General features: G+C 39.9%; 11 protein-coding genes. 9 read left to right on the top strand and 2 right to left on the bottom strand.

Annotated features, from left to right (window positions below; all coding sequences use genetic code 11):
* Positions 1-20: 20 nt before the first annotated feature.
* Genes nuoG through nuoN form a run of 8 tightly spaced genes read left to right on the top strand, consistent with a single transcriptional unit; the run spans position 21 to position 9,989 of the window.
* The gene (gene nuoG / locus GTH25_RS11515; RefSeq protein WP_075670640.1) at positions 21-2,753 is read left to right on the top strand and encodes an NADH-quinone oxidoreductase subunit NuoG; all 2,733 of its coding nucleotides are present in this window, start codon (positions 21-23) and stop codon (positions 2,751-2,753) included.
* Positions 2,753-3,730 carry an NADH-quinone oxidoreductase subunit NuoH gene (gene nuoH, locus GTH25_RS11510; protein ID WP_075670642.1) on the top strand — a complete coding sequence of 326 codons (978 nt, stop codon included), beginning with the start codon at positions 2,753-2,755 and terminating at the stop codon, positions 3,728-3,730. Before nuoG ends, nuoH begins: the two co-directional genes overlap by 1 nt.
* A gap of 14 nt (positions 3,731-3,744) precedes the next feature.
* Positions 3,745-4,287 carry an NADH-quinone oxidoreductase subunit NuoI gene (gene nuoI / locus GTH25_RS11505; protein WP_006533299.1) on the top strand — a complete coding sequence of 181 codons (543 nt, stop codon included), beginning with the start codon at positions 3,745-3,747 and terminating at the stop codon, positions 4,285-4,287.
* Positions 4,288-4,299: 12 nt separating this feature from the next.
* Positions 4,300-4,833, top strand: a complete 534-nt coding sequence (nuoJ, locus tag GTH25_RS11500; RefSeq protein ID WP_075670644.1) for an NADH-quinone oxidoreductase subunit J — start codon at positions 4,300-4,302, stop codon at positions 4,831-4,833.
* On the top strand, positions 4,830-5,132 hold the full coding sequence (gene nuoK / locus GTH25_RS11495) for an NADH-quinone oxidoreductase subunit NuoK (RefSeq protein ID WP_023581731.1): 303 nt from the start codon (positions 4,830-4,832) through the stop codon (positions 5,130-5,132). The genes nuoJ and nuoK overlap by 4 nt, the downstream gene beginning before the upstream one ends.
* The gene (nuoL, locus tag GTH25_RS11490) at positions 5,129-6,964 is read left to right on the top strand and encodes an NADH-quinone oxidoreductase subunit L (protein ID WP_164530579.1); all 1,836 of its coding nucleotides are present in this window, start codon (positions 5,129-5,131) and stop codon (positions 6,962-6,964) included. Before nuoK ends, nuoL begins: the two co-directional genes overlap by 4 nt.
* A gap of 19 nt (positions 6,965-6,983) precedes the next feature.
* On the top strand, positions 6,984-8,513 hold the full coding sequence (gene nuoM / locus GTH25_RS11485) for an NADH-quinone oxidoreductase subunit M (protein ID WP_164530578.1): 1,530 nt from the start codon (positions 6,984-6,986) through the stop codon (positions 8,511-8,513).
* Positions 8,514-8,519: 6 nt separating this feature from the next.
* Positions 8,520-9,989: an NADH-quinone oxidoreductase subunit NuoN gene (gene nuoN, locus GTH25_RS11480; protein WP_075670650.1), complete on the top strand. Its 1,470-nt coding sequence runs from the start codon at positions 8,520-8,522 to the stop codon at positions 9,987-9,989.
* 61 nt (positions 9,990-10,050) lie between these two features.
* On the opposite strand, the gene GTH25_RS11475 is transcribed toward nuoN, so the two are convergent.
* Both GTH25_RS11475 and GTH25_RS11470 read right to left on the bottom strand, forming a co-directional pair.
* Positions 10,051-11,097: an alpha-xenorhabdolysin family binary toxin subunit B gene (locus GTH25_RS11475; RefSeq protein ID WP_075670652.1), complete on the bottom strand. Its 1,047-nt coding sequence runs from the start codon at positions 11,095-11,097 to the stop codon at positions 10,051-10,053.
* Between the two features lie 15 nt (positions 11,098-11,112).
* A complete protein-coding gene (locus GTH25_RS11470; RefSeq protein ID WP_164530577.1) occupies positions 11,113-12,327 on the bottom strand; it encodes an alpha-xenorhabdolysin family binary toxin subunit A in 1,215 nt (404 codons plus the stop codon).
* 212 nt (positions 12,328-12,539) lie between these two features.
* Here GTH25_RS11470 and menF point away from each other — a divergent pair, with 212 nt between their 5' ends.
* Complete coding sequence (menF, locus tag GTH25_RS11465; protein ID WP_109419056.1) at positions 12,540-13,871, top strand: isochorismate synthase MenF; 1,332 nt, start codon at positions 12,540-12,542, stop codon at positions 13,869-13,871.
* The last annotated feature ends 101 nt before the right edge of the window (positions 13,872-13,972 follow it).

Raw genomic sequence — 13,972 nt, 5'->3', positions numbered from 1 at the left:
TGTGCAGGCCTTTGGGAAGCATGCTGACTATGGCTACGATTCATGTAGACGGCAAAGAATATGAAGTTAACGGGGCTGATAACCTGTTAGAAGCCTGTCTTAATTTAGGCTTAGATATTCCTTATTTTTGCTGGCACCCAGCGCTGGGAAGCGTTGGCGCTTGCCGCCAGTGTGCGGTGAAGCAGTATCAAAATGCTGAGGATACCCGCGGTCGTTTAGTGATGTCTTGTATGACACCGGCGACTGATGGCACGTTTATCTCTATTGACGACGAAGAAGCGAAGAAATTTCGTGAAAGCGTTGTTGAATGGTATATGACAAACCATCCTCATGACTGTCCAGTTTGTGAAGAAGGCGGTAACTGTCACCTTCAAGATATGACGGTAATGACAGGTCATACTATGCGTCGTTATCGCTTTACGAAGCGTACACATAGAAACCAAGATCTGGGACCGTTTATTTCTCATGAAATGAACCGTTGTATTGCTTGTTACCGCTGTGTTCGTTACTACAAAGACTATGCCGATGGTACTGATCTGGGCGTCTTTGGTGCACATAACAACGTATTCTTTGGACGCGTTGAAGATGGCACATTAGAGAGCGAATTCTCGGGTAACTTGGTTGAAATTTGTCCGACAGGTGTGTTCACTGATAAAACTCACTCATCACGTTATAACCGTAAGTGGGATATGCAGTTTGCACCAAGCATTTGCCAAGGTTGTAGCATGGGTTGTAACACCAGCCCAGGTGAACGCTATGGTGAATTGCGTCGTATTGAAAACCGTTATAACGGGACTGTAAACCGCTATTTCCTTTGTGACCGTGGTCGCTTTGGCTATGGCTATGTGAATTTAGCAAGCAGACCTCGTCAGCCTAAAAAACGTTTAGGTAGTAACTGGTTAGAAATTAACGCTGTTCAAGCAACTCAAGCCGCTGCGGATATGCTGAAGAAAAGTCAGCGTATCGTGGGTATTGGTTCTCCGCGTGCAAGCATTGAAAGTAACTTTGCATTACGTGAAGTTGTTGGTGCTGAAAACTTCTATAGCGGTATCTCTGCATCAGAGCAAAAACGACTGACTTTAATGTTAGATATTTTACAAAAAGGTGGCGTTCATACCCCATCTCTGCGTGAAATTGAAGATTACGATGCTGTTTTAGTGTTAGGTGAAGATTTAACACAAACCGGTGCTCGTATGGCATTGTCTGTACGTCAAGCAGTGAAAGGTAAAGCACGTGAAATGGCAGCAGCTCAAAAAGTAGCTGACTGGCAAATTGCTGCGATTATGAATATCGGGCAACGTGCGAAATATCCTCTGTTTGTCACTCATGTTGATGAAACTCGCCTTGATGATGTTGCTGCATGGAGTTACCGCGCACCGGTTGTTGATCAAGCGCGTTTAGGTTTTGCGATTGCCAATAACATTAACGGTGAAGCACCCGCAGTTGATGGCATTGATGAAGCGCTGAATAAACATATTGAGATGATTGTTCAAGCACTTTCTCAAGCGAAGAAACCATTAATTATCAGTGGTAGTCATGCAGGTAGCGAAGACGTTATCAAAGCAGCTGCTAACATTGCGTTTGCATTAAAAGCAAAAGGTAATGAAGTGGGGCTTTCTTTCGTTGCTGATGATGCAAACAGCATGGGGCTTGCCATGATGAATGCACAACCACTTGATGATGCATTAAAAATGATGCGTAGTGGTCAAGTTAACACCGTTGTGGTAATGGAAAACGATTTATATCGCCATTACGATGCAGACGTGATTGATGATGCGATTGCGAAAGTTGATAACGTTATTGTTATCGACCACCAGCAAACAGACATTATGGCGAAAGCACATATTGTTCTCCCAGCTTCTTCATTCGCTGAAAGCGATGGAACAATGGTGAGTCAAGAGGGCAGAGCACAACGCTACTTCCAAGTTTTCGAACCTTCTTTCTATAACAAAGAAGTGGTGATGCATGAAAGCTGGCGTTGGTTGAGTGCGGTTGATTCACAATGGCATGAAAGAACGTTGGATTGGACACAGTTGGACAGTGTTATCGAGCATTGTGCAACCAGCCTTCCTCAGTTTGCAGGCATTGTTGATGCTGCTCCGAATGCCTCATTCCGTATTCGTGGACAGAAATTGGCTCGTGAACCGCATCGTTATAGCGGTCGTACTTCTATGTTGGCAAATGTGTCTGTTCATGAACAGCGTCAACCAAAAGATATCGACACTCCATTTGCGTTTTCAATGGAAGGTAATAACAGCCCAACAGCACCTCGTCAGCAAATTCCATTTGCATGGGCTCCGGGTTGGAACTCACCTCAAGCATGGAATAAATTCCAAGCAGAAGTGGGTGGCAGCTTACGCTTTGGCGATCCGGGTGTGCGCTTAATCGAATGTGGTGATAATACACTTGGCTATTTCACTGATATTCCTGCGCCATTTAATGCACAGAAAAATCAATGGACTGTCGCACCTTGCTACCGTTTATTTGGTAGTGAAGAGTTATCACAACGCGCTGAAGTTATCCAATCTCGTATGGAAACGGCTTATTTAACATTGAGTGAATCTGATGCACAGGCATTAGCATTAACTCAAGGTCAGCAAGCGATGTTTACTTACGAAGGCCGTGAATTCACCTTACCTGTGAAAATCAGTGCTCACCTAACTCAAGGTCAAATTGGCTTGCCGTTAGGTATGGCAGGTATTTCTCCATCGCTGGTGGGTGTATCGGTTCGTCAACTGCGGGGTATTGCATAATGAGCTGGTTATCTCCTGAAGTTACAGAGATTTTACTCACTGTTTTAAAAGCCGTCGTGATCTTGCTTGTTGTGGTCACTTGTGGTGCTTTTATGAGTATGGGGGAACGCCGTTTACTGGGCTTATTCCAAAACCGTTATGGGCCTAACCGTGTAGGTTATGCAGGTTCAGCACAGTTAATTGCGGATATGATCAAAATGTTCTTTAAAGAGGACTGGATCCCGAAATTTGCTGATCGCTTTATCTTCACCATTGCGCCAGTGATTGCGTTTTCATCTTTACTGCTGTCATTTGCAATTGTACCTGTTAGCTCAACATGGGTTGTTGCTGACTTAAACATTGGTATTTTGTTCTTCTTGATGGTTGCAGGTATTGCGGTGTATGCCGTGTTATTTGCAGGTTGGTCAAGTAATAACAAATATTCACTGTTAGGTGCAATGCGTGCATCAGCACAAACTGTAAGTTATGAGGTGTTCTTAGGGCTCTCAATCTTAGGTGTTGTTGCACAAGCGGGCTCTTTTAACCTGACTGACATCGTAAACTCACAAGCAAATATGTGGAATATCATCCCACAATTCTTTGGTTTTATTACGTTTGCAATAGCCGGAGTTGCTGTTTGTCACCGTCATCCATTTGACCAACCAGAAGCAGAGCAAGAGCTAGCTGATGGTTATCACATTGAATATTCCGGTATGAAATTCGGTTTATTCTTTGTTGGTGAATATATTGGGATCGTTGCGGTATCGGGTCTTATCGTGACGTTATTCTTTGGTGGTTGGCAAGGTCCTTTCTTACCGTCATTCGTTTGGTTTGCACTGAAAACAGGATTCTTCATGATGATGTTTATTCTTATTCGTGCATCGTTACCGCGTCCGCGTTACGACCAAGTGATGTCTTTCGGTTGGAAAATCTGCTTACCGTTAACGCTTATTAATCTGCTGGTAACTGCTGCAGTGATACTTTACAACGCTCAATAAGGGGTGATTGAACCATGACTTTAAAAGAGTTATTGACTGGTTTCGGCACCCAGGTACGAAGCATTTGGATGATTGGCTTACATGCCTTCGCCAAACGTGAAACACAGATGTACCCGGAAGAACCTGTCAATGTTGCACCACGTTATCGTGGACGTATTGTGTTGACGCGTGATCCCGATGGTGAAGAGCGCTGTGTTGCTTGTAACTTGTGTGCAGCAGTTTGTCCAGTTGGCTGTATTTCATTACAGAAAGCAGAACATGAAGATGGTCGTTGGTATCCGGAGTTTTTCCGTATCAACTTTTCTCGTTGTATCTTCTGCGGTTTATGTGAAGAAGCTTGTCCAACAACGGCACTGCAATTAACGCCTGATTTCGAAATGGGTGAGTTTAAGCGTCAGGATCTGGTTTATGAAAAAGACGATCTGTTAATTTCTGGGCCCGGCAAATATCCTGAATATAACTTTTACCGTAAAACAGGTATGGCGATTAACGGCAAAGACAAAGGTGATGCGGATGATGAAGCTAAACCTATCGATGTCAAAAGCCTGTTACCGTAAGGAGCGATATTCATGGAATTTGCATTTTACATCGCGGGGCTGATTGCCATCCTTGCAACATTGAGAGTTATCACTCATACCAATCCAGTACACGCACTGCTGTACTTAGTGATTTCATTGATTGCGCTCTCTGTGGTTTTCTTCTCGTTAGGTGCCTATTTTGCTGGTGCATTAGAAATCATCGTTTACGCTGGCGCCATTATGGTGTTGTTCGTTTTCGTGGTGATGATGCTCAATTTAGGTAAATCCGTCGTTGATCAAGAGAAAAAATGGCTACAACCGAAGTTTTGGATTGGTCCTGCACTTTTATCTCTGATGCTATTAGTCGTGCTTATTTATGCAATTAGTAGTGTCACTCACGGCGAAATTGCTGGAGAAGTGATTGGCGCGAAAGAGGTCGGTATTAGCTTATTTGGACCTTATATTCTGGCTGTTGAGTTAGCATCTGTTCTTCTGTTGTCTGGACTAATAGTTGCTTATCACATTGGTCGTGATCAGAGCCATGACGATCTCGTCGAAAACGAAAACGCAGGGGAGCAAAAATGATACCTCTTCAACATGGTTTGATCTTGGCTGCGGTACTGTTTGTGTTAGGTTTTACCTGCTTAGTACTTCGCCGCAACCTGTTGTTTATGTTGATCGGACTAGAAATTATGATTAATGCGGCTGCGCTGGCATTTGTTGTTGGTGGTAGCTTTTGGGGCCAAACGGATGGTCAGATAATGTATATTCTGGCAATCAGCTTGGCAGCGGCAGAGGCAAGTATTGGTCTGGCATTGTTATTACAGCTTCATAGACATCGCCAAAATATCAATATTGATACAGTCAGTGAGATGCGCGGATGAATATACTCTATTTAACCATTCTGCTACCACTGCTGGGATTCTTATTGCTCGCTTTCTCACGTGGTCGTTGGTCTGAAAACGTATCAGCATGGATTGGTACAGGTTCTGTGGGTTTATCTGCTCTTGTCGCACTTTGGGCAGGTATGGATTTCTTTGCTAACGGGCAAGAAATCTATGTTCTGACTTTATGGAACTGGATGTCAGCAGGAAATTTTAATATTCCATTTACGCTGGTTCTTGATGGTCTTTCATTAACAATGCTGGGTGTTATCACTGGTGTTGGCTTCCTTATTCATATGTATGCATCTTGGTATATGCGTGGCGAAGAAGGGTATTCTCGTTTCTTTGCTTATACCAACTTATTTATCGTAAGTATGGTCGTCTTAGTACTGGCTGATAATATGATGCTGATGTATATGGGTTGGGAAGGGGTTGGTTTATGTAGTTATCTGTTAATTGGTTTCTATTATAGCAATCCGGCTAATGGCGCAGCTGCGATGAAAGCGTTTATCGTAACGCGTATCGGTGATGTGTTCTTAGCTATCGGTATGTTTATCCTGTTTGACCAATTAGGTACATTGAGCTTCCGTGAAATGGCAGCACTTGCTCCTGAGCAATTAGCCACGGGGTCAAGCGTCATTAACTGGGCAATGTTGATGGTATTAGGCGGTGCAGTAGGTAAATCAGCACAGCTTCCATTACAAACTTGGTTAGCCGATGCAATGGCAGGTCCAACACCGGTATCTGCATTAATTCACGCCGCAACCATGGTCACGGCGGGTGTGTACTTAGTCGCACGTAGCAATGCACTATTCTTAATGGCACCAGAAGTACTGGAATTGGTCGGAATTATCGGTGCAGTCACATTAGTGTTAGCGGGCTTTGCAGCTTTAGTACAAACAGATATCAAACGTATTCTTGCTTATTCAACCATGAGCCAAATTGGTTATATGTTCTTGGCTTTAGGCGCTCAAGCATGGGATGCGGCAATTTTCCACTTAATGACTCACGCTTTCTTTAAAGCATTACTGTTCTTATCAGCAGGCTCGGTGATTATCGCCTGCCACCACGAACAGAATATCTTTAAGATGGGCGGGTTACGTAAGAAGATCCCATTTGTTTATGCCTGTTTCCTTATTGGTGGTGGCGCATTAGCGGCATTACCACTGTTAACAGCTGGGTTCTTCAGTAAAGATGAAATCTTATGGGGTGCGTATTCAAACGGGCATTTTAACTTAATGCTTGCAGGTTTAGTTGGTGCGTTATTTACATCACTTTATACCTTCCGTTTGATTTTCATCGTATTCCATGGTGAAACCAAAACCGAAGCACACCAAGTTAAAGGGTTTACTCATACTTTCCCATTAGCGGTATTAGCACTGTTATCCACATTTATCGGTGCGTTAATAACTCAACCGCTAGGTGCTGTTTTCCCTGAAGGAAATGCATCGCACGATGGTAAATATGTATTAGAAGTTCTTTCTGGTGTGGTAGCGATAGTAGGCGTTGCCATTGCGGCATGGTTATACCTGAAACAGCGTCAATGTGTTTCTAAGGTTGCCAATACTCGTACGGGTCGTTTCTTCTCAACATGGTGGTTCCATGCTTGGGGATTCGATGCGCTGTATGAAGTGCTGTTTGTCAAACCTTATAAAGGGGCGGCGTGGCTTATCCAAAATGATCCTGTTAACCAATTCTTTAATCTATTCGGTAGTCTGCTTAAAGGCACCAATAAAGGATTAAGTTTCAGTGAAAATGGATTAGCGCGTTGGTATGCGGCTTCTCTCGGTTTAGGTGCAGTGCTGGTCATCGCTCTGCTGCTTCTGGTTTAATTAAGGGACACATTGCGCCATGTTATTACCCTGGCTAATACTTATTCCCTTCATCGGTGGCCTGCTAAGTTGGCAGGCTGAACGAATCGGCTCGCAAGTCCCTCGCTGGGTTGCGTTGCTGACGATGGGATTAACACTCGTTATTTCTGTGCAACTTTGGTTGCAGGGCGATTATCAACTACTTAGTGCTGATGGAGCGCCACGCTGGACAGAGTATTACTTTGTGCCGTGGATCCCTGCTTTAGGGATTAATATCCAATTTGCACTTGATGGTATGTCATTACTGATGACGGTATTAACCGCGATTTTAGGTATCTTAGCGGTACTTTCATCGTGGAGTGAAAATCAGCCATCACAAGGTGCTTTCCATTTTAATCTGCTGTGGATCTTAGCAGGTGTGATGGGGGTATTTTTAGCAACTGACCTGTTCTTATTCTTCTTCTTTTGGGAAATGATGTTGATCCCAATGTATTTCCTGATTTCTTTATGGGGACACAAAGGAAGTAGCGATAAAAAACATGTTAGTGCGGCAACAAAATTCTTTATCTATACACAGGCAAGTGGCCTGTTAATGTTGCTGGCCATTATCGGTCTTGCGGTGGCTTTCTACCGCGAAACAGGTATTTGGACGTTTAACTACGATACCTTATTACAAGCACATACTGTTTTAAGCTCTGAACTACAATTTATCCTGATGTTAGGTTTCTTTGCTGCATTTGCAGTGAAAATGCCAATTGTTCCTGTACATGGTTGGTTAGCGGATGCTCACGCAGAAGCACCAACAGCAGGCTCTGTTGACTTATCAGGTATTTTGCTAAAAACAGCGGCTTACGGTCTATTACGTTTTAACTTACCGCTCTTCCCAGAAGCGTCAGCGTTATTAGCTCCTGTGGCGATGTGGTTAGGTTTAATTACCGTATTCTATGCAGCATTACTGGCATTTCGTCAGACAGATATTAAACGTCTTGCGGCTTACAGTAGTATTTCTCACATGGGCTTTATCGTGATTGCGATTTATGCCGGCTCTGTATTGGCTTACCAAGGTGCGATTATTCAAATGATCACTAATGGTTTGTCAGCAGCAGGTCTGTTTATCATGTGTGGCATGCTGTATGAGCGTTTAGGTACGCGTGATATGAACCAAATGGGTGGATTGTGGAAAAGCATCCGCTTCTTACCGGCGTTTTCATTGTTCTTTGCGGTTGCCTCTTTAGGTATGCCGGGAACAGGTAACTTCGTCGGTGAGTTTATGATCCTGTTTGGTACTTATGGCAACTTTAAGCTGATCACGATTATTTCGGTCTTTGGTTTAGTCTTTGCATCTGTTTACGCACTGTGGATGATGCAACAGGCTTACTACGGTTCACCGAAAACAGCTGAGAGAACCTATAAAGGGTTGGATCTGAGAGAATTCTTTATCCTGATCACATTGGTTGTTTTACTGGCTATTTTGGGCTTCTTCCCACAACCAGTATTAGACACATCAATATCAGCGATGGAAAATCTCCAGACTTGGTATTCCGCTTCTATTTCAACAGTAAGGCCGTAATTCGCCATGACAATAACTCCTGAACAATTGATCGCAATGCTACCGCTATTAATCGTCGGATTGACGGTGGTGGTTGTGATGCTGTCCATTGCGTGGCGACGCGATCATTTCATCATTGCCACTTTGACAGCAACGGGTTTCATTATTGCGTTAGGATCACTCTATTACGTTAATGCATTAGGCGTAGTGGACGTTACCACGCTTTATCATGTTGATGGATACTCTAGCTTCTTTACTGCACTAGTGATCCTTTCTGGTATTGGCACTATCGCTTTTGCTTATCCATGGTTAGAAGGCTATCAAGATAACAAAGAAGAGTTTTACTTGCTGATTGCGATTGCGGTCATTGGGGGGATTTTACTCTCATCTGCTCACCACTTCGCATCGATGTTTATTGGTATTGAATTACTGACATTACCGCTGTTTGGTCTTATTGGTTATGCATTCCAACAACGCCCTTCTTTGGAAGCAGGCATTAAATATATGTTGCTTTCAGCAGCAGCATCTTCTTTCTTACTGTTTGGTATGGCACTTCTCTATGCAGAAGCAGGAAACCTCTCCTTTACCGCGATGGGACAGAGTTTAAGTGATAGCAATATCCATAAACCATTAGTGCTCGCAGGTTTAGGTATGATGTTAGTGGGAATTGGCTTTAAATTATCTTTATTCCCATTCCAACTGTGGACGCCCGATGTTTACCAAGGCGCACCAGCACCAACAGGTGCGTTCTTAGCAACGGCAAGTAAGATTGGTATTTTTGCTGTTGTTATGCGTTTATTCCTTGAAGCACCCGCTGCGGATAGTGAAACCTTACGAATGATCTTAGGTTTTATGGCAATTGCCTCTATCTTATTTGGTAACATCATGGCGTTAACGCAAAAGAGCGTAAAGCGCTTACTGGGTTACTCTTCAGTATCGCACCTTGGTTATCTGCTAGTGGCATTAATTGTATTGCAATACAGCCCTGTATTAGCACAAGAAACAGCTGAAATTTATTTAGCGGGTTACTTGTTTGCAAGCTTAGGGGCGTTTGGTGCTATTGCAGTAGCTTCAAGTCCTTATCGTGAAAGCGAAATGGATTCACTGGAAGATTACCGCGGATTATTCTGGCGTCGTCCTGTGGTTGCTGTGGTGATGTCGCTGATGATGTTATCACTAGCAGGTGTACCAATTACATTAGGCTTCATTGGTAAACTGTATGTCATCATTGCAGGTATCAGCTCAAGCTTATGGTGGTTAACAGGTATGGTTGTGTTAGGTAGTGCGATTGGCTTATTCTACTACCTACGTGCTGCGGCTATTGTCTTCTTGCGCAAACCAGACAATGACAATACGCCAGCTATTTCAACAACATCACAAAATATGGCAACATTTGTTGCATTAATCTGTGCAATTGTTGTTATTGCATTAGGTGTATGGCCACAACCACTTATTGAATTAACTAATTTTGCGATTATTGCTCCAGTAGTAAATTAATCGATATTATTAGATACTAAGATAGTAAAACGGCTCTTTATTAAAGAGCCGTTTTTTTTAGTTATTCCTGAGGATTTTTTATCTTTTCGACTTCTTCATAATATAAAGAGAAACCATCTAAGAATGAAAAAATAGGAATGATAATATCTTTATTTAATAACTGATTATTTTTTAGTGTGAGTATTAGCAAAATAACTTCTCTCCAGTATTCAGATAAAAACTCTAATTGCTTAATTAAGATATGAAGAAAGTAATCAATATCTACGAGTTTATAATGGTGCTTTAAGTTTAAAAGTGTATTTTGCTGCTCTTTTTTTAACTGATGAATTTTTTTCATCTGCATCAGATAAAGTGTAGTAAGTTGATGTCGAGTTTCAACTATTTTATTATAAGAAAAACCATAATCTAATGTAGAGAACAAATTATTTAGTATTTTCACCAAGGAAGATAAAATGTTTTTTTCTTGTGTTTCAATATTAAGTTTATTAATTTCTGAGGGTTGGGGTATTGAGTTTTTAAAAAGATCAAAAAAGTTTTTTCTATGCAAAATATCTTCACTTTCACGTATAATATCAAGTTCTTCTTTGGTCTCCTCAGATTGATGCTCTAAAGTAATAATTTCATCCGTAATTTTTTTTATATTATTTTCCTTATCATAAATAAGAGGTGTTATCTTATTGGTGATAAATTTATTTTTTAACTCTTTAATTTCAAATGAAAGATATTGGTTGTGTTGGTTAATCGCATTTACTGTTTCATCTATCTCACTAAAAAGTATATTAAATATTTCATTTCTTTCTTCTTCTAATTTACTTTTTAATTTATCGTTAATTGTTCCTGTCTGTATTTCAGTATCAATTTCATTAATCGTTTTTAAGAGATTGTTAAATGAAAATTGTCTTAGCCTATTTTTTATATTGAGAGAGAAATAAATAATGTTTTCCATATTTTTATTATTTTTTTCTAGAAGTTTTGTTATTTCTTCTTCTAGTGCGTGACTCATATAGCATTTACTACTGCTTAAATAAAGAATATTTCTGTATGCATGAAATAATTTACTGTGTTCAAAGGGGGCGTTTAATTTAATGGGATTCTTATGGTTGTTCATAACAATATCCTTTTGTTAGCTATTTGATGAATAAAATGTAGAAAGTGCATTATCAAAAGAGATCAAAATCTCTTTTGAGTAGCCAATAACCATGTACCAAGGTGTGATGATTTTCTCAAGATAAATACTAAACTTTATCAACTCTAACGCATTGTTAATTTTATTAAAATTAGTAATTGAAGCTTCAATTTCTGTTAATATAGCTTGCCATACATATTCAATATGCTCTAGAGCCATATTTGTATCTTCAATAAACTGTTCAATTTCTGATAATTCAATATAAAGTGTATTTAAATGCAAAGATAAACCAGCGTAAACATCAATCTCAATATTGATCTTTTTTACTTGTTCAATAAGCTCATTTTTCTTTTTACGTATTACTTCAGCTTTTGCACCAAATATTCCGCCCGTAATAATAACGCCAATAATACCTATGGCAAGCCCTGTAAAAGCAAGGCCAACATAGTGTTTATATTCGTCTTTTAATCGTGATATTTCCTCTATTAATAAATCTCGTTCTTCTATAAGAGAATTATTATTATCAGTATAAAACTCATTGATATATCGTTTTTTATTCAAAATATCATGATAGATAGAAGAGTGGGCAATATTTTTACTATCTTTTCCACCTATTATTTTACTTCTAAATGTCGATAAGCTGTCTTTTATTTTAATAGTCTTTTTACATTCATTTTCAATATCTTCTTTCATACTTTCTAAAATATGAATTAGTTGTGTTGCAACTTCTTTATCTTGTGATTTATATTGAATATTTTCTAATTCTTTTTCAGAAAAGTCATTAATAACAGAGGATATTTTTGCTAATAAAGGCATTTGTTTAATAAATGCAATAATATTTTCACCTGTAGACGTAATTTCTCTGCCAATTATTTCTAAATCAATTGCTTGTTGTTTAATAGCATACTCTATTTTATTCCAATCAAAAGCGTGCTCTCGTATTTGGATAAAAAGAGAGAGAATATTATCAGGTGAAAGTTGTGGTACATTAATTTCATTGTAATGAATGAATTTGATGACATCATCTATTTTGTAAGGAAGAGAAAGTGCTTTATTAATATAAGATTTTATTTTTATTAGATCATGAGAAGTCACTATACCAGGTAATCGTCCGTCCTCAATATCTATACCTAATATTAATCCCAATGCAACCTTTGGAATATCGGATGTCTCAATAATTTTATCGATGTGTTTAAAGGTGGTTGTATCCATATAACCTCACTTATGTATAATAATTTTCTATCTTTACCACTTTATCTAATGAAGATTTGTGGGTTATTTCAGAAGGGCGAGTTAATGCATCTACTTTGTAACATAAAAAATACAAAACTTTGATAAATGACAAAGGTTATAATTAATCAGCCCTTTGATAATTTGTATAGAGACGTATAATCACCTTTTTAATTTTGTTGCGGGTATTGGTAGTGGAAAAGATTAATCCTGTGTTTTCGACACTGTACGAAAAAGTTAAAAATATAAATCTGACAGCACAAGGCAATCTTTTACATTTAAAAGTCACCTTGCCAGCAGATGTATCATTTTCGTTACTTTCATGGCTTGCTGCGCAGTCGTGTTATCCCCAATTTTATTGGCAACATCGTGATGAAAATGAAGAAGTCGCTGCTTGTGGGCAATTGTGTTGTTTCAATAATATTCAAGATGCACGCCAATTTTTATCTGCACATCAATCTGAGCATAATATTGATGATGTCCGAATTTGGGGCTTAAATGCGTGGGATACCATTATTCCCGGCCGCATTGATAAAATAAAAGGCGATGATGCCTACCTTTTTTTGCCTCGCATTGAGATTAGACGCCACCAGCAACAGCTTTCTGTTCATCTAAATATGTTGGATGAAGATGATAAGCAAAATACATTAGATTTTCTGCAAACATTAAATCAAGCTGTAGAAATTGAACCGCTTTCTGTTTCTGTTACTCATGTTAATCACTCTTTAACGCAAGAGCAGTGGACTCACTATCTCAATATTGCCTTGGATGAAATTAGCCAAGGTTTATTTGAAAAAGTTGTCCCTGCAAGAGCGACATGTTTAACGCTAGATAACCCGCTGAAAGCGATCCAATTTATGAAAGCGAGCCGTGATGTTAATCATCATTGCTATCACTATATGCTGGCATTTTCACCTTCAGATGCATTTATGGGATCAACCCCAGAAAGATTATATAAGCGTGATGAATTGATGCTTTATACTGAAGCGTTAGCGGGTACAGTCGCGAGTTCTGATAACGAGCAACAAGCCACTGAATTTGCAGATTGGTTGATGAATGATAAGAAGAATCAACATGAAAATCTGGTTGTGGTTGATGATATTTGCCAACGATTACAAGGTGGTGTCGACGGTATTGATGTTTCACCTGCAGATGTTATCCGGTTGCGTAAAGTGCAGCATCTTCGTCGCTATATACATGGTAAATTAATTGATTCTGATGATATCGATTGCTTAAAGCGATTACAGCCAACCGCAGCCGTATGTGGCTTACCAAGAAGTGTCGCGCGTGCATTTATTCGTAAGCATGAACCTTTTGAACGCCGTTGGTATGCGGGCTCTGCGGGATATTTATCTCTCCCCCATGCAGAATTTGCGGTTAGTTTACGTTGTGGTGAGTTGCACGATGATGCATTGACTTTATACGCTGGTGCAGGAGTCGTTGCAGGATCTGATCCTCAGCAAGAGTGGACTGAAATCGAAAATAAAGCGGCAGGTTTACGAACGTTGCTGGAAAAAGAGAGTTAATTTCTTACAGATAATCTCAGTTTGAATAAATAATATCAGCGTAATAATCAAAATTTGATGAGTAGTTTTTTAAAGTCAGTTATTTAGTGCTACTCTTCAAA

The sequence above is a fragment of the Proteus terrae subsp. cibarius genome (assembly GCF_011045835.1).
GTDB lineage: Bacteria > Pseudomonadota > Gammaproteobacteria > Enterobacterales > Enterobacteriaceae > Proteus > Proteus cibarius.
This window is presented reverse-complemented; position numbering and strand designations above follow the sequence as displayed.